General features: G+C 40.1%; 15 protein-coding genes, 1 tRNA gene and 1 pseudogene. 10 read left to right on the forward strand and 7 right to left on the reverse strand.

All coding sequences use genetic code 11. The features are described 5' to 3' along the window. The 3 genes and pseudogenes from lptC to menH all read left to right on the forward strand — a co-directional run. Positions 1-839: pseudogene (gene lptC / locus LC605_RS15810) on the forward strand (LPS export ABC transporter periplasmic protein LptC); the annotation flags it as partial. A gap of 204 nt (positions 840-1,043) precedes the next feature. Next, positions 1,044-1,445 carry a metal-sensitive transcriptional regulator gene (locus LC605_RS15815; protein ID WP_229548476.1) on the forward strand — a complete coding sequence of 134 codons (402 nt, stop codon included), beginning with the start codon at positions 1,044-1,046 and terminating at the stop codon, positions 1,443-1,445. A 532-nt stretch (positions 1,446-1,977) separates the two neighbouring features. Continuing rightward, positions 1,978-2,796: a 2-succinyl-6-hydroxy-2,4-cyclohexadiene-1-carboxylate synthase gene (gene menH, locus LC605_RS15820; protein ID WP_229548477.1), complete on the forward strand. Its 819-nt coding sequence runs from the start codon at positions 1,978-1,980 to the stop codon at positions 2,794-2,796. 14 nt (positions 2,797-2,810) lie between these two features. On the opposite strand, the gene LC605_RS15825 is transcribed toward menH, so the two are convergent. From LC605_RS15825 to kdpB, 4 genes are all read right to left on the reverse strand, one after another. After that, on the reverse strand, positions 2,811-3,464 hold the full coding sequence (locus LC605_RS15825; RefSeq protein ID WP_229548478.1) for a glycoside hydrolase family protein: 654 nt from the start codon (positions 3,462-3,464) through the stop codon (positions 2,811-2,813). Positions 3,465-3,992: 528 nt separating this feature from the next. Further along, the gene (kdpC, locus tag LC605_RS15830) at positions 3,993-4,631 is read right to left on the reverse strand and encodes a K(+)-transporting ATPase subunit C (RefSeq protein WP_229548479.1); all 639 of its coding nucleotides are present in this window, start codon (positions 4,629-4,631) and stop codon (positions 3,993-3,995) included. Further along, positions 4,631-4,900 (reverse strand): potassium-transporting ATPase subunit F, encoded by a 270-nt coding sequence (locus tag LC605_RS15835; protein WP_229548480.1) that lies wholly within the window; start codon positions 4,898-4,900, stop codon positions 4,631-4,633. Before LC605_RS15835 ends, kdpC begins: the two co-directional genes overlap by 1 nt. Positions 4,901-4,906: 6 nt before the next feature. Then, the gene (kdpB, locus tag LC605_RS15840; RefSeq protein WP_229548481.1) at positions 4,907-7,048 is read right to left on the reverse strand and encodes a potassium-transporting ATPase subunit KdpB; all 2,142 of its coding nucleotides are present in this window, start codon (positions 7,046-7,048) and stop codon (positions 4,907-4,909) included. 132 nt (positions 7,049-7,180) lie between these two features. Between kdpB and LC605_RS15845 the strand changes: the two genes are divergently transcribed. Further along, positions 7,181-7,330, forward strand: a complete 150-nt coding sequence (locus LC605_RS15845; RefSeq protein WP_229548482.1) for a hypothetical protein — start codon at positions 7,181-7,183, stop codon at positions 7,328-7,330. Here LC605_RS15845 and kdpA read toward each other — a convergent pair. After that, positions 7,308-9,053, reverse strand: a complete 1,746-nt coding sequence (gene kdpA / locus LC605_RS15850) for a potassium-transporting ATPase subunit KdpA (protein WP_229548483.1) — start codon at positions 9,051-9,053, stop codon at positions 7,308-7,310. The two genes, LC605_RS15845 and kdpA, sit on opposite strands and share 23 nt — an antisense overlap. A gap of 885 nt (positions 9,054-9,938) precedes the next feature. Here kdpA and LC605_RS15855 point away from each other — a divergent pair. The 6 genes from LC605_RS15855 to LC605_RS15880 all read left to right on the forward strand — a co-directional run bounded on the left by LC605_RS15855 (position 9,939) and on the right by LC605_RS15880 (position 18,018). Next, positions 9,939-11,060, forward strand: a complete 1,122-nt coding sequence (locus LC605_RS15855) for an alpha-hydroxy acid oxidase (protein ID WP_229548484.1) — start codon at positions 9,939-9,941, stop codon at positions 11,058-11,060. Positions 11,061-11,151: 91 nt separating this feature from the next. Next, a tRNA-Leu gene (locus tag LC605_RS15860) sits at positions 11,152-11,235 on the forward strand. A gap of 1,281 nt (positions 11,236-12,516) precedes the next feature. After that, positions 12,517-13,314, forward strand: a complete 798-nt coding sequence (locus LC605_RS15865; protein ID WP_229548497.1) for a WecB/TagA/CpsF family glycosyltransferase — start codon at positions 12,517-12,519, stop codon at positions 13,312-13,314. Positions 13,315-14,168: 854 nt separating this feature from the next. Continuing rightward, a complete protein-coding gene (locus LC605_RS15870) occupies positions 14,169-15,650 on the forward strand; it encodes a lipopolysaccharide biosynthesis protein (protein ID WP_229548485.1) in 1,482 nt (493 codons plus the stop codon). Positions 15,651-15,824: 174 nt separating this feature from the next. Continuing rightward, positions 15,825-16,925: a polysaccharide pyruvyl transferase family protein gene (locus LC605_RS15875; protein WP_229548486.1), complete on the forward strand. Its 1,101-nt coding sequence runs from the start codon at positions 15,825-15,827 to the stop codon at positions 16,923-16,925. A 247-nt stretch (positions 16,926-17,172) separates the two neighbouring features. Beyond that, positions 17,173-18,018 carry an FAD-binding protein gene (locus tag LC605_RS15880; protein WP_229548487.1) on the forward strand — a complete coding sequence of 282 codons (846 nt, stop codon included), beginning with the start codon at positions 17,173-17,175 and terminating at the stop codon, positions 18,016-18,018. A gap of 226 nt (positions 18,019-18,244) precedes the next feature. Here the strand turns inward: LC605_RS15880 and LC605_RS15885 are convergent, their stop codons facing one another. Further along, positions 18,245-19,351, reverse strand: a complete 1,107-nt coding sequence (locus tag LC605_RS15885) for a glycosyltransferase family 4 protein (RefSeq protein WP_229548488.1) — start codon at positions 19,349-19,351, stop codon at positions 18,245-18,247. A gap of 431 nt (positions 19,352-19,782) precedes the next feature. Then, positions 19,783-20,745, reverse strand: coding sequence for an NAD-dependent epimerase/dehydratase family protein (locus LC605_RS15890; protein ID WP_229548489.1), 963 nt, complete (start codon positions 20,743-20,745; stop codon positions 19,783-19,785). Positions 20,746-20,823 lie beyond the last annotated feature (78 nt).

Consider the following 20,823-nt stretch of genomic DNA (forward strand, 5'->3'; position numbering starts at 1 on the left):
AAGATGGGAAGCAGTTATTTCTTAAAGGTAGGATATTTGCCACAGACCCTAGGAATGGGATTGTCTTGCAAGGTAATGAATTAGAATGGCGTCCCAAAGAAGATTTGTAGATTGTTCGCAACCAGATTAATGGTACTCATAAACAACTACAAGCAGTTGCACAGGAAGCGCGAGTTAAAACCCGCCAACAGCGCATGGAATTTTCTGGAGGGGTAGTAGCCAATTCCACCGATCCCCAGATGCAAGTGAGAACTGAGCATTTAATCTGGAATATTAAAGAAGAAAAACTGATTGGCGATCGCCCCATCCAAATTGACCGCTACAAAAATAATAAAATTAGCGATCGCGGCAAAGGAAATTCTGCCGAAGTTAACTTAAAAACAAAAATTGCCACTGTCAAACAGAATGCTCAACTAGATTTACTAGATCCACCACTGCAAATAGCTAGTAACTCTATGATTTGGAACATGAACACAGAAACTGTCACCACAAACTCACCCACGCGAATGTTCCAGCGTGCCGAAAATGTCACAGTGACAGCCAATCAAGGTGAAATGAAAATACCACAAAAAACCGTTTATTTAACAGGCAAGGTCAACGCCGTTGGTCAGCGTCGCCAGTCTCTGAAATCTAATACATTAACATGGTATTTAGACAATAAGTTAGTTGAAGCTCAGGGAAATGTGACTTATCGGCAAGTTGACCCACCGTTAAATTTTGCCGGTGAAACAGCCGTTGGTAATCTGCAAACAGAAAATATTGTTGTCAAAGGTGGCAGTTCTAGCGGTAGGGTAGTAACAGAGATTATTCCCCAAGAAAGAGCCAATCGTCAGCAGTAAAGTTAGGGGAATGGGGCATTAGGCATGGAGCATTGCGCATTGGACATTAATTACTAATTCTTTTCACCTCCTCATCCCCCTCATCCCCCTCATCCCCCTCATCCCCCTCATCCCCCTCATCCCCCTCATCCCCCTCATCCCCCTCCATAAATTTTGATCTAGTACTAGGCTAGGATCTGAGTACTACAAGTCCTTTGATAACTCATGAATGGATCAAACCGATTAGGTAAGGAATCCTTGCCAACATCCCAGCAAGCAGAACATTCCCACCATTACGATACAGACCACGAGCATACAGATCATACTCATGGAACTGGAGAGTCGGCTCATGCTCACATTCATAGCGAAGAGTCTTTACGGCGAATTGTCAATCGATTATCCCGTATAGAAGGTCATGTTCGTGGTATTAAGGCAATGGTGCAGCAAAGTACCCCTTGTCCCGATGTTCTACTGCAAATTGCCGCAGTGCGGGGCGCATTGGATCGGGTAGCGCGAATTGTCTTGGATGAACATTTAACTGAGTGTATTGGTAGAGCGGCACAAGAGGGTAATATTGATGTTGAAATTAAACAGTTAAAAGCTGCTTTAGATCGATTTTTACCTTAAAAATTAGAAAAATAAAAATGTGTAGGTTGGGGAGCCACTGCGCCCTTGCTGTTAAGAGACTTGTTCGCTTTTAGCGTTCCCGCAGGGTAGCACGTGGCGTTTGAGGAACGAAACCCAACCGAAGAACTGGGTTTGTTGGGTTTCGCATTGCGCTCAACCCAACCTACAAATATTAAAAACCTACGCAGTATTGCATTCTCATCTAGCCCGCCTCAGAATGAATTCTGAGTCTAATAGCGAAAGTAGTCTAAAGACCAATACGGTTCACAAAAGGGCTGAAACTCTTTTTTTTATGAACCACTCCAGGCGCAGAGAACACAGAGAGAAGAGAGATTGCGCCCTTGCCGTTCTTGGCGGTAGCCTGTGGCAAGCCGCTTTGCGTCTACGTTAAAAAAAATTTACTTTAACAAAGAGTTTTAACCTTAACCCAAGCGTATTGAGTTATAGTCCGTTTTAACGGACTTTAGCTATTAGCCCGGAACTTCAGTTCCGGGTAGTTTATGTCTAGAATGAAATAGCCCTGGGGTAGAGGATGATTCTAAAATATTATCAATTTCATTATTCTTTAATTGGCACTCTAGATCAACCGCTAATTCTTTTTTTGCACGGCTTCATGGGTAATATTGATGAATTTGATGAAGCCATCAAATTACTATGTGACGAGTTTTCATATCTAACACTTGACCTCCCTGGACATGGTAAAACTCAAGTTTTGGGTGAGGAAGAATATTATACAATGACAAATACTGCTCATGCTTTAATCAACTTGTTAGATGAGTTAAAAATTGCCAAATGCTTCTTAGTTGGTTATTCAATGGGTGGGAGATTAGCTTTATATCTCACCCTGCATTTTCCCGAACGTTTCTTAAAAGTTGTTCTAGAGTCAGCTTCCCCAGGTTTGCCAACAGAAGTAGAACGATTAGAACGGATTAAACTTGATCAGCAAATAGGTAGAAAATTATCAAGAAGTATTGAAAAAAGGGATTTTACTGCTTTTCTATTAAATTGGTATAATCAGACAATTTTTGGTAATCTAAAAAATCATCCAGAATGCGATCGCATGATAGAAAGTCGGTTGCACAACAATCCACAGGAATTAGATAAATCACTGCGCTTTATGGGTACTGGATGTCAACCTTCTTTATGGGAAAAGCTACAAGAGAATAAAATTCCTCTGCTCTTACTAGTGGGTGAATATGATCAAAAATTTATATCTATTAATACAGAAATGGCTCAACTCTGTGAATTTGCCCAAATAAAAATAATTAGTAATGCTGGACATAATATTCACTTTGAAAATACCTGGGCATTTGTGAGAAATATCAAATATTTTTTCTGTGCAGCAAGCTAAAAATTAGGATAATCTCACTGCTTTGGTAACTTCTTGACTGCATTGCTAGAAGGAGTTGGGGATGGTGTCAAATTCGGGGTTGTTGGTTGATTAGCTGCGGTCAATTCCTCTTGCAACATTTTCTGATAAACCTTAGGCAAAGAGCTACTAACAGAATTAGTTTCTATGCCATATCCTAGACTTGTCCAAGTGGGAGAAAGTCGCCGCAAAACATCATTTAACTTTCCTTGGCGCAACAGTTGAGAAATATCAGTTCCCCAAACTTTAGAATCGCTCAACCAACGATAAACTATTATATCTTGATATTCTGCTTCAAAACTATAAGCAGTCCAAAACATCATCTGCATCGGCTTTGGGTGATAACGGGGGGCTAAACGATACCAAGTAATGTTGATAATTTGATATCTGCCAGCAGCCGTGGAACAATTACCTGTGTTGGGGCCTGTGACAATTGTGACGCACATTTCCGGATGTCGGCTAAGGTCGTTGATTTGCTGTCCACCGTATAACAGCGAATAAGGACGGTTTCCACTGGCCTCACTTGCCGAGATGGTTCGCATTAAAGCGCGGATATATGGGTCACCCTTTTTCATGACCAGAGGCGGCTGTTTATTTTCAAAGATGGGATCGGAAGGCGATCGCAAGTCTCCAATATACCATTGCAACAAATATACAAAGCCGAGAAGGGCGGCTATTGGGCCAATAAGTTTTTCAACACCTTTGAATTCAAAGCCTTTCAGAATCCGACTCCTTGAAATTCGCTCTCTTTGCTAACAGAAATTATCGACGAACTTATTCCAGTAAAGTTCACACCTGATTGTTAGTTCTTATTCCCGATTTGCTCACTTTTTTAATAATTAGGAAAAAATAGCATAAACAAGTATACCAAGCGAGATACTCCGAACAATCCTCACTAGGTATAAGCCAGGGCAAACGCATCTTAATTGGAACGAAAAATGAGGCATGGTCGAGGGTTAGCATTTTTGCTGCTACTCCAGGTGATCGGTGCATCCACTACTTATGAACCCAAGATTTGATATAGCCCTAGTAAAAATAAGATTCTCGAATTCTTTAAGAATTCGAGAATCTGAGCATTTAGATTTTAAGTAATCAGGAAGTATTGCTATAGATAACTATTGCGAATAAGAGGATTAGCAATCATTAGAAACACTCCTTTTCCGCTATTTTCCAAGCCTTTATCCCTTAATCTGATCTAGAGCTAAATTCAGCTTCAACACATTAACTCCAGGCTCACCAAAGATACCGATAAAGCGGCCATCGGTGTTTTGGGCAATCAAAGTTTCTAGTTGGTTCGGCTGAAATCCTCGCGCCTTGGCTACTCGTGAAATTTGCGCCCTGGCAGCTTCCGGGGTAATGTGGGGGTCAAGGCTGGAACCAGAGGTGTAGACTAAATCGCCAGTCGGTTGTACACCTGCTGTTTTGAGACGATTGAAGTCACCTTCAACCTTTTTGCTGGGGTCGGGGTCATCTTTACCTTTGATGCGTTCTAGTAATGCGGGATTACTGGGAGCCAAGTTACTAGCACCAGAAACCCCAGTTTGCAAAACTCCCCCATCGTCCTTTTTGGGATCGGCTGTGCTGTAACTGGTGGTACTGGGGCGACTGTTAAAATAGCGATCGCCAGTAAAAGGTTGACCAATCAAAGCAGAACCGACAACTTGACCTGTGTTATTTTTCAATAGACTACCGTTTGCTTGAAACGGAAACACAATCTGCCCAATGGCAATCATCGCAAAAGGATAAATAATTGCGACAATTACCCAAAGTACCAGGGTAGAACGAATAGCTCTACTGGCTTCGCGTGCAAAACTCATTAGAATTTCTCCGGTACAAACATGACGAAAAATAAATAGATGGAAAGCCCTAGTGTCACCAGTCCTAACAGTCCCAATCCCCAAGATTGACTGCGGGAAAGTTGTTCACCAGTAGCTGCATAGACTAGAGGTGCAACCACTAGGTTGAAACACATTGCCAAGAATAAGTACAGTGGCAGCTTTTGTCTACGCCATTGATACCAGATTTCAGTTATTTCTTCTAATAGTTGTGATCGAGCGATGGCGCGGCGGATCTGAAGAGGTTTCATAGTAAATTAAGACAAAGGTAGGATAATATCTATTAGTTTGATGGCAATGAAGGGAGCAACGATGCCCCCAAGACCAAAGATGAAGATGTTGCGACGTAGCAGTTGATCTGCTGTTAAAGGCAAGAACTTCACCCCTTTGAGTGCTAAGGGAATTAGTGCCGGAATAATCAAGGCATTATAAATCAGCGCCGAGACGATGGCAGATTGGGCACTCTTTAATCCCATAATATTCAGTGCGCCAATTCCAGCAGCAGCAAAAATAGTCGGAATGATGGCAAAATACTTGGCAATATCGTTAGCGATGGAGAATGTTGTCAAGGCTCCACGAGTAATTAGCAACTGTTTACCTATGGTGATTAAGTCAATTAGCTTCGTGGGGTCAGAGTCTAAGTCCACCATGTTAGCAGCTTCTTTGGCAGCTTGCGTTCCAGAGTTCATTGCCACACCCACGTTTGCTTGAGCTAAGGCAGGTGCATCGTTAGTGCCATCCCCAGTCATTGCTACTAGTTTACCCTGAGATTGTTCGGAACGAATCACCTCAATTTTGTGTTCTGGAGTCGCTTCAGCAATGAAATCATCCACCCCAGCTTCCTGAGCAATTACCGAAGCAGTAATTCGGTTGTCACCTGTGAGCATGATCGTCTTAACACCCATGCGGCGAAGTTGGTCAAACCGTTCCCGCAAACCAGGTTTCACAATATCTTTGAGGTAGATCAGACCATAAATTTGGTCATCTTGGCAGACAGCTAAGGGTGTACCGCCCAACCGGGAAACTCGCTCATAAGCTGCGTCTATATCATCAGGAATGTAGCCACCACGGGAACGGACAAATCCCTTAATGGCATCTACTGCTCCTTTGCGAATTTGTTTACCATCGGGTAAATTCGTGCCACTCATGCGGGTTTTCGCGGAAAATTCTACACCCTCGGCTTTGTCGATATTGAAGTCTACCGCAGCCTGAGACTTTTCTGCTAAAACCACAATTGACTTGCCCTCTGGCGTGTCGTCAAATAAGCTAGCAGCTAGGGACACTTGCGCCACGTCTTCTATTGAGTGATTATTCAAGGGAATAAACTCATCAGCCATCCGGTTTCCCAAGGTGATCGTGCCTGTCTTATCCAGCACCAAGGTGTTGATGTCGCCGCAAGCTTCTACTGCTCGACCAGAGGTCGCAATAACGTTAAACTGTGCAACTCTATCCATACCTGCGATGCCGATGGCACTGAGTAAACCACCGATAGTTGTAGGAATTAAAGCTACTAGTAGCGAAATTAAAATAGCAACGCTAGCACCCGCTTGCAAACTGTTTCCCGCCTCAACTCCAAAGGCTGTACTGATAAAACTGGCGATGTAGCCGACAAATGGGGGCATAGTTGCCACTACAATCAAGAATACCTGTGTTAACACTGCCAACAATACCGTCAAAGCAATTTCGTTGGGAGTCTTGCTGCGTTCTGCTCCTTCTACCAGGGCAATCATGCGATCGATAAAGCCTTGACCAGGATCAGCACTAATGCGAATTGTCAACTCATCGGAAAGTAGGCGTGTACCTCCTGTCACCGAACTAGCAATATCTGTACCTGGTTGCTTCAATACAGGGGCAGATTCCCCAGTAATCGCAGACTCATCCACCGAGCCAATACCTTTAATTACATCCCCGTCGGCGGGAATCATATTATTTGCACTGACTTTTACCATATCACCCCGTCGCAGTTCCGTAGAATTGACTTGTTGTATCGAACCATCAGCGAGGATTTTGTTAGCGATCGTATCCGAACGCGTTGATCGCAGTGAATCAGCTTGTGCTTTACCGCGCCCTTCAGCTACAGCTTCGGCAAAATTTGCAAAAACAAGCGTGAAAAAGAGAATGAAGGTAATCAACCCGTTTAACAGGCGTTGTTGGTTCACATCTGCCTGGATTGTGCCAAACAGATTTGGGTTGAGGGTAACAAGAAAGGTAACAATTGTCCCCACCCAAACAACAAACATAACTGGGTTTCTGACAGTAATTCGCGGATCGAGCTTGACAAATGACTCACGAATTGCTCTTTGGTAAAGTCCCCGCATATCTGTTTTGGGTGTGTGCTTACGCGAGTCACGAGTTCCAGATGCAACACGGGGCGAAGGAGAATCATTAGTAATTGGCATAGATTAGATTTTGGGAATTGGGCATTGGGCATTGGGAATTAGGAATTAGGAATTGGGAATTGGGAATTAGGAATTGGGAATTGGGCACTTGTACTAAGCGAAGTCGTTGGCGAAGCCTCTCGTAGAGAAGTATTGGGCATTGGACATTGGGTATGGGGCTTCTCTTCTTCTCCCTCATCTCCCTCATCTCCCCCATCTCCCCCCACTCCCTCATCTCCCCCCACTCCCTCATCTCCCTCATCTCCCCACTCCCCACTCCCTAGCCAATGCCTTTGGCGATAAAAAAGGCTTCACCGATGGGGCCTAATGCTAATACTGGGAAGAATGTAAGTGCGCCCAAGATTAAAATCACCCCTGCGGTAACGCCTGTAAATAGTCCGGTATCGGTTCGCAATGTACCACTTGTGTAGGGAACAGCTTGCTTGCGAGACATACTATCTGCTAAAAACAACAAACCGATGGTTGGAACATAACGCCCTGCTAGTAAACTGAAGCAGGTACTCAAGTTCCACCACAAAGCAGTTAAAGTTGGTTGCGTACCGTTAGCGATCGCAAAAGCAGAAGGTTGTGAATCGCCTAAACCTTCAAAGCCAGAACCGTTGTTAGCAGCAGCTGAGGCATATTCATAGATGACTTGAGCAAAACCGTGGAAACCGGGATTGCTAATTCCTGATAGTTGGTCAGGAAATGCCAAGGTGATACCTGCGGGAATCATAATTGCGATCGGGTGAACTAACAAAATCAAGAAACTAGCAAGCACAACCTCGCGCTTCTCAATCTTGCGTCCGAGAAATTCTGGTGTACGTCCCACCATCAACCCTGTGACGAACACAGCTAGAGTTAGGTAAGCAAATAGATAAGCGGTTCCTGTACCCTGTCCACCCCAGATAATTTGCAGGAACATATTAGAAAGGGTAACGAAACCACCGTTGGGCATGAAGGAGTCGTGTAAACTGTTGACTGCGCCGCACATAGTACCAGTTGTACTCGTTGCAAATAGTGCAGATTGTGCCCAACCAAATCGGACTTCTTTACCCTCTAAATTTGGTTGCTGACTACCCAGTAGTGTATTCACAGCCGGATTGCCGTTGTATTCACCAATGGCAGTAACGATGATAAATACTATATAGAGGATGCCCACCATACCGTAGACTAACCAAGCTTGCTTGGTGTTATTCGCAAACAAACCATAGGTGTAGATTAGGGAAGTGGGAATCGAAAGCATGGCGACAATCTGAATTAAATTAGAAAATCCGTTGGGATTTTCAAAGGGGTGTGCCGAGTTGATGGCGAAAAAGCCGCCGCCGTTTTCCCCTAATTGCTTGATAATTTCAAAATGGGCAACAGGGCCACGAGCGATCGCCTGACTGATACTCGGATCTTCCAAGGTGGGGAATACAACTGCACCCCCCAGTGTTTCGGGAACGCCAGATGCCATCAGAGCGATCGCTCCCACAATCGAAATAGGCAGCAAAATTCGGGTAATTGAGCGAATTAAGTCTACATAAAAGTTGCCTAATGATCTACCAGTCAATCCCCGAATAAAGGCGATCCCCACCGCTAAACCAGTCGCAGCAGAGGTGAACATATGATAACCAAGTCCCCACATTTGGCTACCATAGCTCATGTAGGTTTCACCAGAATAGTGCTGCTGGTTGGTATTAGTAATAAATGAAATAGTAGTATGCAGCACTGTATCCCAGGTTGGGGCATCTATCTTGGTTGGGTTTAATGGCAGCCATCCTTGATTCATGATCATCAAGAAAATCAGCAATCCCATTGCTACATTGGTGTATAGGATTGCCCGTCCATACTGCCAGCCGGTCATATTTTCTTTGGTTTTAACGCCAACCAAAGAATAAAGCACTCGCTCAAACGGATTTAAAATCGGGTTGAGAAAAGTACTTTGTTCTAGGTATACCCGTGCCATGTAGCGCCCAAAAAAGGGAGTAATTGCTACTACAATTAGTAGCGTTAATATAATTTGAAACCACCCTTCTAGCATGAGTTAATCAAACTCCAATATGAATTAAAGGGAACTCTTAACAGGTGAAAACTAAGCCACATACTTGGGGAAGCCACTACGTTTGACGGTTTCCCAGACTTAAAGCAAGTGGCGTTGAAGTTTCAACAACCTACTTGAAAATACAAGGATTATTTCTCTGACGAGACGTTGCGCAAACGCCCACAATAACAGAAGTTTTAGCGGAGGTTTAACTAAATATTTAACCGATAAATGTGGAATTTCTTCTTCAATTATTATGGAGCTTCATGTCAAACAATACAAGGTATAAATTGATATTTAAACTAGGACTTGTGAAATATATATATATTTATATATACAATTAGTAAGAGCGTTTATTTCGATATATATCTGCAAATATAGAAAAACAGCTAAATACTAAACGCTATAGGTATTTTGTGTTCAAACTACGGCATTACTAAAATTGACAACAATAGGTATTGCTGTACCCCTATAATTGCTGTAGCTCAATCAATTTAAAAATGCTGTAATTGGGTAGGGAAAAATAAAGTAAAATTTCTTAAAAGTTCAGCCAAGTATTAATTTTATCTTAGAGGGTGTTTGAAAAGTGGTGGGCTGTAATTTTAGGCACTTGTTGATCCCCCCTAACCCCCCTTAATAAGGGGGAAGAATCAAAGTCCCCCAAATTATCGGGGGATTTAGGGGGATCTAAAACGTTTTGTTACCGAGAAGAGGACTTTTCAAACATCCTCTATGATTTAACAAAGTAATGGGGTTTAATTCCTAGCCTTTTGACGGCAGCACGTTTTGTGTCTGGGTCTAAATCCCCGTCACAAAACGTAATTACGAATTACGAACTTGTACTGAGCGTAGCCGAAGTATTACGAATTACGAATTATTTTAATCATGTCTACCTACTTATCCAACGTCGATCGCTTTCAACCCATTAACCTTTTTGAATACGAAAAGCTAGCAAAAGAGCATCTATCTCAAACGACACTTGATTACTATAGCAGTGGCGCTTGGGATGAAATCACATTGCGAGATAATCGTGCTGCTTTTGAGCGAGTCAAGCTGCGACCTCGGGTATTAGTCGATGTGAGCGATCGCAATTTAACTACCTCCATTTTAGGACAACCCCTGCAACTACCTTTGCTGATTGCACCGATGGCTTTTCAATGTCTAGCCCATCCAGACGGAGAAGTTGCGACGGCTCTAGCTGCGGCATCAGCTGGTGTGGGCATGGTGTTAAGTACAATGGCAACAAAGAGCATTGAAGAAGTGGCGACTGCGTGTAATCAATTTCCAGATTCTCTGCGATGGTTCCAGCTTTACATCCATAAAGACCGGGGATTAACTCGTGCTTTGGTAGAAAAAGCCTATAAAGCAAGCTACAAAGCACTTTGTCTGACTGTAGATGCACCCGTTCTCGGACAGCGCGAAAGAGATAAACGTAATGAGTTCACCTTACCCATAGACTTACATCTGGCTAATCTTAGCACCATCTCAGGATTAGATATTTCCCATGAAAAAGGCGAATCTGGATTATTTACCTATTTTGCCCAACAGCTAAACCCAGCAGTAACTTGGCACGATTTAGAATGGTTGCAGTCTTTATCTCCACTACCTTTAGTCATCAAAGGAATTTTACGGGGAGATGATGCTGTTCGGGGTGTAGAATATGGAGCCAAAGCAATTGTTGTTTCCAATCATGGTGGCAGACAACTCGATGGTGCGATCGCTTCCTTAGATGCCCTAGCTGAAATAGTAGCAGCAGTGGATGGTAAAGTAGAAGTACTTTTGGATGGAGGGATTCGTAGAGGTACAGACATTCTCAAAGCTCTGGCATTAGGAGCAAAAGCAGTACTGATCGGACGACCTATTTTGTGGGGACTAGCGGTAGCAGGACAAATTGGCGTCTCTCATGTCATCTCACTCCTACAAGAAGAGTTAAATGTGGCAATGGCACTTAGCGGCTGTGCCAAACTACAGGATATTGACCCTAGTTTATTGACCAGAAAATCCTGAGAGCTATGGTTGGAGGAAAACTTTGAAAATTAATTTTCAGATGCGTTACAAAATCCCTCAATTAAAGTATAATAGGTGAGACTGGATATAAGGGCGGGTGGCGAAACTGGTAGACGCACCACACTCAAAATGTGGCGACCTTGCGGTCATAGGAGTTCGATTCTCCTCCTGCCCACTACCGAACAAGCATATAGAGGTTAAAACCTATGCGCCTGAAAAGATGGGAATCTCCCCGTAAAGAAGGCAGAAATGACAAAGGTAGAGGAGGTTCTGCCAGGAAGCGGCAACTCAAAAAGCAAAGGCAAATGTTACGCCAAAGACTCAAGGAAGCTAACAAACCAGAAAATAACAAAAACGAGAGACCAGGGGAAGATAAACTTATCTTCCCCTTGTTTTTTGGGCTTTTATTTCAGAAAAAAGTAAAATTTAGGTATTTTTCAGTACATAGATTAAATTATATCATGTCCGGGTAATTAGTTATGATTCCCATAGTAATTGCACCCCACACGCCACAATACTGCTCGGTTAGGACAAATCAACTGACATCCAACCCCGTAGAGACGTTGCACTGCAACGTCTCTACACACTAAAATTATGACGAAAAATTCTTAACCGACGAGTATTGCCATACGCCAGATGCACAACGAAGGGGAGACCCCAGACCCTCTCTACGAGACGCTAAAAGCGAACGCAGACTCGCTCTCCGTGGCGCTATCGCCTTTGGCGTCTCTCCTTCTCCCAACTCTTACGAGACACTACGTGAACGCAAAGCGTCTCGTAAGAGTTGGGAGAAGACCGCACTGGCTCCCCTTAATCCCCTCCCTGCTTGGGGGGAGGGGAGACAAAGCAAAGCTTTGGCGGGGTGGGGTTCTTGGGGTTTAGTAAGTAATCAACCGGACATGATATTACAGCATTTCTCTATTCGTGAGAGGTTAAAACAAAATCATTTTTGTCAATTAGTAACTTTGTTGATAATTTCCTAAACTACTGAGTAGTAAATAATAAACTTAATACTCGATTTTGATGCAAGAACGAATGATGCTCTTAAATATAGCGTATACTTACGTGTCAAAATCAGCCGACTAAGTGTCTGGCATTTTACTTTTATACGCAAGTGGCAAACAGTGGCAAATATTACTTAATTTTTCATCTGTATTTAGAGGAATTTATCGCAATTGTAATGCTTGCATGAACAAATCAAAAATTAATTATGAAGTAACTATGAATTTTCTCAAACAGCGTCTGAAATCCTTACCTTAAAACAGTAAGCTAGAACACAGCAGCAAATAATGATGGTATTAAAAAGTATACTAAGAAGGCAATTGCATCTCCATGTGTTAACTTTCAACGCTTACACAAGCCTACAAAAAGTCAAGAGTCATCCAATCCGGATTATTCGATATTCAGATTGGTCTAGGTAATCTACAGATTTTTTTCTTGGACACGGGAGTTATTGATTGTGGCGAGAGTGCTTCTACCTACTAAAAAAGTGCTTGATTTTCCCATTACAGCTTTACGCTTTGACGAGCAGGTACAAACAATACTTAAGTGGGCGAGTAGGCATGAAAGTAAAACTGTATATGTAGCCAATGTACATATGCTCATTGAAGCTCATTGCAATCCAGAGTTTGCTACCTTATTACGAAATGCAGATATAGTTACCCCTGATGGTATGCCTCTTGTATGGATGATGCGAAAGACGGGAGCGCTTTACCAAGACCGTGTAGCAGGTATGGATATTCTCCTAGCCTTGTGTCAGCTAACTCAAACACAAAATCTTAGTATTTTCTTTCTAGGTTCCCAAACAGAAATTCTTTCTAGGATGCGAAAAAGGTTAGAGCAGGAATTTCCGCACATGAAGATTGCGGCAATGCAACCTTTACCCTTTCGTCCGCTCACTGAAGCCGAAGATGAAGCTTTGGTTAAACAGATTAATTCTAGTGGTGCGAGCGCTGTCTTAGTATCTCTGGGGTGCCCCAAACAAGAAAATTGGATAGCTCAACATAAAGGTAAAATCCAAGCTGTGATGATTGGACTGGGTGGAGCTTTCCCAGTTTATGCAGGAATTCATAAGCGGGCACCCCGCATAGTTCGAGAGTTAGGGCTTGAATGGCTGTATCGATGGATTCAAGAACCGCGCCGACTTTGCGGCCGCTACGCTAAGACTATTCCACTCTTTATATGGCTGGCTACTAAGCAACTACTATCATCAAGTCGCCTAGGAGCAGTCTTCCTTCAAGAAACTGGGGATTAATCAAAACGGACATCTCTTCTATTAAACACAACATTGTTGATACACTTGTCAACTTTATTAACCAAAAAAAGTTAAAATTCTTCTGAGTTACGGACTGTACAAATTGACCAGAATATGCGTTAGAAAATTTACATTTCCTCTCCTCACTGCAACCCTGATTGAGTCCTATATTTACTGCTTTAGGTGTTAGATATGCCTCAAAAGCCGAAATTGTTATGTATTACATATGTATGAACCATAATTTCTAAATTTATGTTTTTATAACCAATGACTAGCAAAGTTGAGATACCACCTTAAGCCATAAAATGTAAATAACAGTCTCCAAATTCATCAGTAATTTTTTTTTATGCTAAGAGTTTCTTACATAGCTGCCAAACTGCAAACAGATTGTGGTATAGTCTTGTAGGATAAACTATTCAATAGACCTCTTGCATAAATAAATCAAACAATTTGAACCCCACCCCGCCAAAGCTACGCTTTATCCCCCCTCCCCGCAAGCAGGGAGGGGGTGGGGTGTTAGGGACTTTTGCAAGAGGTCTAATATAAAAAGTATTGTTTTAAACATTACACTACCCCTAGCTATATGTTCTTTTTGTCTTGTTTTTGGAGCAAAACATTCTGATGGTCAACTAAATAAAACTGACTAGTTTGAGAATAAATTATCCAACTGTTGCTTACTAGTCTATGTCATTAATTTTGAGGGGTTCGTATTGAGCGATAAATCGTTCAATTTCAAGGACTATATCCCTAGACTACTAACTTCCATAACCCATCTAAAATTAATGACATAAATTACTAGTTAAGAATATCAAAGCTATATAATACTGTAGGTTCTTTCATCGGTAAACTCTGTAATGGAATCATCTAAAGATTCATCAAATTTACGAGAAAAAGCTGTTAAAAGTGTAATTTGGACTGCTATTGAAAGTTGGGGACGCCAAGCAGTCTCTTTAGTAGTTTTCTTCATACTAGCTCGTTTACTTAATCCAGAAACTTTTGGTTTAATTGCTCTAGCATATATTTTTATCGAATTTGTACAAATTTTTATTGATCAAGGATTCTCTGTAGCAATTATCCAGCGTCAAGAGATACATACAGACCACTTAGACACTGCATTTTGGACAAATTTAGGAATCAGTATACTCTTGACTTTGTTAAGTCTTGTTGGCGCTGGATTAGCAGCTGATTTCTTTAAACAACCGCAGTTAATACCAATTATTCAGTGGTTATCTATAAGCTTTACATTTAGTGGGTTGAGCAGTGTGCAGCAAGCGGTTCTTGAACGGCGGTTTGCCTTCAAAAGTTTAGCAATACGCTCACTATTGGCAGTGATAATAGGTGGAATTGTTGGTATAGTAATGGCTTTCCTAGACTTTGGTGTTTGGAGTCTGGTAGGTCAACAATTATCCAGTAGTTTAGTACAACTTTTAGTCTTGTGGCGAATTAGCGATTGGCGGCCAGGATTCAAATTTTCTTTCATACATGCTAAAGAACTTTTTGAATTTGGAATTAATATATGTGCGTTTAATATCATCAACTTTATCAATCGCCGATCCGATGACTTACTAATTGGTTACTTTCTTGGACTAGTTGCATTAGGTTATTACTCCGTTGCTTACAAACTGCTGTTAGTAATGATGCAAGTTTTAATCAGCACTACAGCTAAGGTTGCACTACCAATATTTTCTAGGTTGCAAGGAGAACCAGAACGGTTAGTAAGCGCTTTTTATAATGCTACCCAGTTCACAAGTCTTATTGTTTTTCCAATATTTCTTTGTGTTCCAGTATTAGCAACTGAATTTATAAAAGTCTTTTTTGGTCAGCAGTGGGTTCAGAGCATTCCAGTATTGCAAGTACTATCGCTTATTGGCCCTGTTCACCTAATTGTGTTCTATAACAATTCTGTAATTCTGGCGCTAGGCAAACCTTCGTGGAGGTTATGGATACAAGTGGTAAACACAGTAACGAATGTTGTCGGTTTTGCTTTGGTAGTCAAAATGGGTATTGTAGCTGTTGCCTCTGCTTATGTAGTGCGCGGTTACTTAATCTTACCTCTTTCGTTATTCGTTATTAATAAACTTATTAAAATTAATGTTATTAACTATCTGCGTTTATACATAGTACCTTTATTAGCTTCTGGAGTAATGATTGGAACTATATTATTAACTAAATATTTCTTGGGATCATTTATTCCAGCATCGATACTACTAGCTATTGCATTGTTATTAGGGATATCAACTTATATTTTAACTCTTTCAGTAATATCGCCGAAGCTTTTCAGACAGCTACTTGACTTAGCAGGAAGTTTGAATATGAAAATAAAAAAGAAAGCATAAGCCTACTTGCGTTTATTTAAAGATTAACAAAATATTTCAGCACTTTCATGGAATTAATTAAATCAATTTAAAGTATAATTAATTAGCTTGATTCATGAAAAAACTAAGTTGAGTAATTAACAGTTTTACCTCTCCAAACAATATCATATCCATAGTTTATTAGAGATACCAAACATGAAAATTGGAATTCTAACTTTTCACCATATAGACAATTACGGAGCAACACTCCAAGCTTGTGCTATTTGGAGTTTTATTAATAGTCAAGGTTATGATGTTGAAATAATAGACTATCGGCCTGTTAAAATAGCATGGATATATTTCAGACCTTTAATTCCACTCAAAAGACTTCAAAAAGTCTTCGTGAATATTCCAAGAGCTTGGAAAATGAGGCAGTTTTTACTTTCTAATGTGAAGTTGAGTGACCGGAAGTTTTATGATAAAAAAGGCTTGCAATACTATCATGATAAGTATGACGTAGTAATATGTGGCAGTGACCAAGTCTGGTGTTTAGATTCTTTTAGAGGATATAATTCTTCCTTCTTTTTAGATTTTGTTAATAATAAAACTACTCGTAAGATAAGTTATGCAGCCAGTTTTGGTAATACAATAAAATTAAGAAATTATCAACAAGAAATATATAATTTGATTAATCAATTTCAAACTATTTTAGTTCGTGATTCTAATAGTGTCAGAATTATTAATGATGAATGCAATAAAGAAGCCACAAAGGTTTTAGATCCTACTTTTTTGATTAAATATGATCAACTAAAAGAGCTTCCAAAAATCAAAGAGAAATATCTTTTGTTATATACTCAAGCTGAAATAGGAGCAGAAGAGGAAGAATTTATCAAATTCGTGGCAGATGAGCAAAAGCTAACTATAATCTCAGTCGGAAAACCCAATCGACTAGCACAAAAAAATCTAGAAGGTGCAGGACCAAAAGAATGGATTGGATTGCATAGCGAAGCATCTTACATTGTGACTAATACTTTTCATGGTACCGTGTTTTCTATTATTTTTCATAAACCTTTTAACGTATTTGTTCCTAATGATAAGTCGAATAAAGTAAAAGATTTGCTGGTTGATTTAGGTTTAGAAAACCGGATTGTTTCAGATAAACTAAAATCACAAATCCTCAACAAGGAAATATTTGATAAGGAAATTTTTGATATTGACTATGAGCCAGTATCTAAAATACTAGAATCAAAGATCCTCCAATCAAAAAAATATTTAGTTGAAGCGATTTCACAAGGAGCAGGTGATATTTATAACTAATGATGGATGCAATAAATAGTTGTAATTTTTGATACTAAAAAAGGCTTGCAAAAAGAATAGGCGAACAAAAAATTTTCTTATGCTTGACTCACTTCAGCACTGATTATAATTTAATTAATGCATAGTGTTTAAGTACGGACTTAACGACCTACTGTCCCGGATATATTATAAGTTTGGGAACTAGTGGCTATCCTATTTTATGGCTATCTAGTATTTGCACAACCACAAAGGAGTAGAAAGAGTTAAGATGTCTAATTTAAAGCTTGAGTCTTTAACATCAAATAGCCTTTCACACTATAGAACTCAACATCACTTCGAGCGAGTAGGAGAGATTAATAGTGTAGATGACCTTGAGGAGTACTGTAATTGGGCCAAGGAAAACAAAGTAAATATTTACATAATTGGAAATGGCTCTAACACGCTGTTTGTTAAAAAGAATATCCAATCATTGGTACTAAAAAACAAACTACCTAAGTACACGAATCCTTTACCTGATAACAGACTCGAAGTATCTTCTTCTGTTTCAATTATGGAAGTACTAAAGTACTGTCACCAAAACTCGATGGATTCTTTTTATTATCTTGCATCTGTACCAGCAACTATCGGTGGTGCATTAGCGATGAACGCCGGTAGAGGAAAACAACATGGGTGTACAATATACGACTTTGTTGAAAGTGTAACTTTCTTTGAGGATGGATGTATAAAAACACTTGAAAATAGTCAAATTGTCCGAGATTATCGGGAAACAATGTTTACTGGTATGCACTCAAAATTGATATTGAGTGCAGTTTTCAAGTTTGAAAAAGCAGAATTCACCGAAAATCCTGTGGTTTCAAGACAACTTTGGGCAAAAGAACATCAAGATAATATAGCACCTAACTGCGGCACGGTATTTAAAACTGCTAATTATAAAATACTTGGAAAGCTCAAAGGTATGTCTATAGGTAAAAGTATGTTTTCTGCTAAAACTAGTAACTGGATAATCACCAAATCACAAAGCAGCTATTCAATAATTATCCTAATTAAAATAGCTAAGATTTTACACTTTATAACTGGACAAAAAATTGTTCTTGAACTAATTACAATTGATTAAATACCAATACTGCGTAGGTTTTGCATAAAAAATAGAAATGTGTAGGTTGGGTTGAGGAACGTAAACCCAACCTTTTCATGGGTTTGTTGGGTAACGCATTGCCTCAACCCGACCTACGAATATTCTTAAAAGTTACTTAACTTGATTCATGAAGTAAAAATTTTTATCCTACTCCCTTGCTTATTCTTTGATTGGGGAGGGAGTTACAGTTATAGTTCTAAGTCTATTATTTTTGTTTTGCTAAACTCATCAAAGAGTTGTTGTTTTCCAGCACTTGGTCATAAATTTCATTTAAACGGCGGCAGAAAGATTTTACATCCAAAGACGCAACAGTTTCTCTGCCAGATTTTCCCAACAAAAGTCTCAAATCCTCATTTTCAATTAACAACTGCATTGCTTCAGACAACTCTTGACTATTACCGGGATTAACTAACAGACCATTTTTACCAGCCTTGACTATATCGGGAATACCTGACACTGGTGTTGTAATCACAGGTAAGCCCCAACCCATTGCCTCCATGAGAGCTAGTGGTAAACCTTCGTTGTAAGTTGGTAAGACAAATACATCTGCTGTTGCTAATAAGGCATCCCTTTGTTCTGCACCTATGAGTCCGAGCAAGGTAATCTGTTCAGTGAGATTTAGTTTCTCAACTAACTCACGCGCTTGCTCAAGCTCTCCATTTCCTGCAATAAATAACTTTGAAGAATTTTTTAGGTGATCTGGCAACTTGCCAAATGCTTCAATCAAATCAAATGTTCCTTTACGTTTACCAACACGCCCCAGAAAAACTATCTTAACTTGAGGTGAGTTGATCCGAGGTGGCAATTCCATTGGTAGTTCCGTGGGATTAAACAATATAAAAACACGGTTTTCTTCTAAACCCAAGTTAGTAATGTAAAAATCTCTCCAGAAACTTGTGAGTGCAATCCAACCATCAGTTTTGCTAAATATACCACCAATTATTTGCTGTCCCCATTTAGGTAACTTGGAGTAGTTAATATGAAATACTGACCCATGACTATGCATTAATATCGGTTTACCAAACATGAGGGTAATAAGGACAATAATTAATTTTCTTAAAATACTACCCCCATCTGAAATATGAATATGAACAATATCTGTTTTGCCTCTTAGCAATGTCCATACCAGTAGTCCTATAGCTTTGATAAACACCGTTGCTCTATAAATTACCGAGCCTTCATCATGAGTAGCAATTTGCTGAAATTGAATATCTGAGGAAGCATATTTTAATATAAGATTTTGGAGAGTAGCTATTCCTCCACTCTGAGTGAGACTATCGCCTATCATTAAAACTCTTTTTGATTTATCCATTGCAAGATTAACTTCCCAACTATATCCAAAGCTTTAATTACTACCAGTCTCTAAGAGGATGTTTGAAAAGTCATCTTCTCCGTAGCGAAACGTTCTAAATGCCCCTAAATCCTCGGGTAAATTGGGGGACTTTGATTCCAGCTTCACCCTTTATAAGGGGAGCTAGGGGAGATCTAGAAGTACTTAAAATCACAGTCAACCACTTTTCAAACAACCTCTAAATTAGAATGTGAACAAAACGAAAATCCAAATGCTATGATCCCAATTATTATTAATTTGCTTACATTGCTAGATAGGACTTTGAAACTCTAACTATTTCAAAAACATCAAACACTTTGCAATGTTACTTTCACCTAATGTTTACTTCTACTTTCTATTCATCATCTAAACATTAGGTTGTATGAAATTGATTACAAAGTCCTACTAGCCCCTTAATTGTTCTTTTTAACCTGGGCTTCAATCCATTTGTAAGTGGCAGCCATGCCTTGCTCTAAAGTTGTCTCAGGTGCCCAGCCCAATGATTGTTTAATCAATGTGTTATCTGAATTTCTACCTTTCGGTCCCACTGGCTTTGATAAATCGTACTTACAATGAATTGTTTTGCCAGAAAAATCAGAGATAATGGCAATCAACTCATTAATTGTCACCATGCGATCAGAGCCTAAATTAAGAGGTATGTGCATATCTGACTTCATTATTCGCAAACAGCCTTCCACACAGTCATCGACATAGCAGTAAGAACGAGCCTGAGTACCATCTCCCCAAACTTCAATTTCACCTTCATTCCCTTGGATTTGGGCAATTTTCCGACAAAGAGCAGCAGGCGACTTTTCTCTGCCACCATCATAGGTTCCTAGTGGCCCATAAATATTGTGAAAACGAGCGATCTTGATATTCAGTCCATAGGACTTCCTATAGGTTTCATGTATTATTTCAGCTGTTAATTTTTCCCACCCATATTCCATATCAGGATCGGCAGGAAAAACTTTGTCCTCTTTTAATCCTGGACTATCATTCGCTTCTTGTAGATAGTTTGGGTATACACAGGCAGAAGAGGAATAAAAAATATTTCCTACATTATTGATTCTACAAGCTTCTAATGTATTTGTAGAAATCAGTAGGTTGTCATGCAAAATTTCTGCTGGAGCCGCATGTGTCCAACCAATACCACCCATATTAGCTGCTAAACAAAATGCTGTGTCTACATTTCTAGTAGCTTGCAAGCAATCATCTCGTCTCTTTAAATCTAAAATTTCAAATTCATCGGCAACAGTTTCACTAAATTCGGGTTTTTTAATATCTACACCCCTTACCCAACAGCCTTCATCTTTTAATCTTTTTACCAAGTGAGAGCCAATAAAACCACCTGCTCCACTAACCACAACTTTTTTCATCTTTTCTCCTAATAAATAATAAATTTTTTCTACGGCTAAAATGACTGAGATTCAATCAAGATTATGGCTCTATCGCTC

The sequence above is a fragment of the Nostoc sp. CHAB 5836 genome, from assembly GCF_020829445.1.
GTDB lineage: Bacteria > Cyanobacteriota > Cyanobacteriia > Cyanobacteriales > Nostocaceae > Nostoc.

Coding starts and splice junctions, on each gene's coding strand:
- LC605_RS15875 (WP_229548486.1), top strand. CDS start 15,825: ATGAAAATTGGAATTCTAACTTTTCACCATATAGACAATTACGGAGCA.
- menH (WP_229548477.1), top strand. CDS start 1,978: ATGATTCTAAAATATTATCAATTTCATTATTCTTTAATTGGCACTCTA.
- kdpC (WP_229548479.1), bottom strand. CDS start 4,631: ATGAGTTTTGCACGCGAAGCCAGTAGAGCTATTCGTTCTACCCTGGTA.
- LC605_RS15885 (WP_229548488.1), bottom strand. CDS start 19,351: ATGGATAAATCAAAAAGAGTTTTAATGATAGGCGATAGTCTCACTCAG.
- kdpB (WP_229548481.1), bottom strand. CDS start 7,048: ATGCCAATTACTAATGATTCTCCTTCGCCCCGTGTTGCATCTGGAACT.
- LC605_RS15880 (WP_229548487.1), top strand. CDS start 17,173: ATGTCTAATTTAAAGCTTGAGTCTTTAACATCAAATAGCCTTTCACAC.
- LC605_RS15890 (WP_229548489.1), bottom strand. CDS start 20,745: ATGAAAAAAGTTGTGGTTAGTGGAGCAGGTGGTTTTATTGGCTCTCAC.
- LC605_RS15855 (WP_229548484.1), top strand. CDS start 9,939: ATGTCTACCTACTTATCCAACGTCGATCGCTTTCAACCCATTAACCTT.
- LC605_RS15835 (WP_229548480.1), bottom strand. CDS start 4,900: ATGAAACCTCTTCAGATCCGCCGCGCCATCGCTCGATCACAACTATTA.
- LC605_RS15815 (WP_229548476.1), top strand. CDS start 1,044: ATGAATGGATCAAACCGATTAGGTAAGGAATCCTTGCCAACATCCCAG.
- LC605_RS15870 (WP_229548485.1), top strand. CDS start 14,169: ATGGAATCATCTAAAGATTCATCAAATTTACGAGAAAAAGCTGTTAAA.
- kdpA (WP_229548483.1), bottom strand. CDS start 9,053: ATGCTAGAAGGGTGGTTTCAAATTATATTAACGCTACTAATTGTAGTA.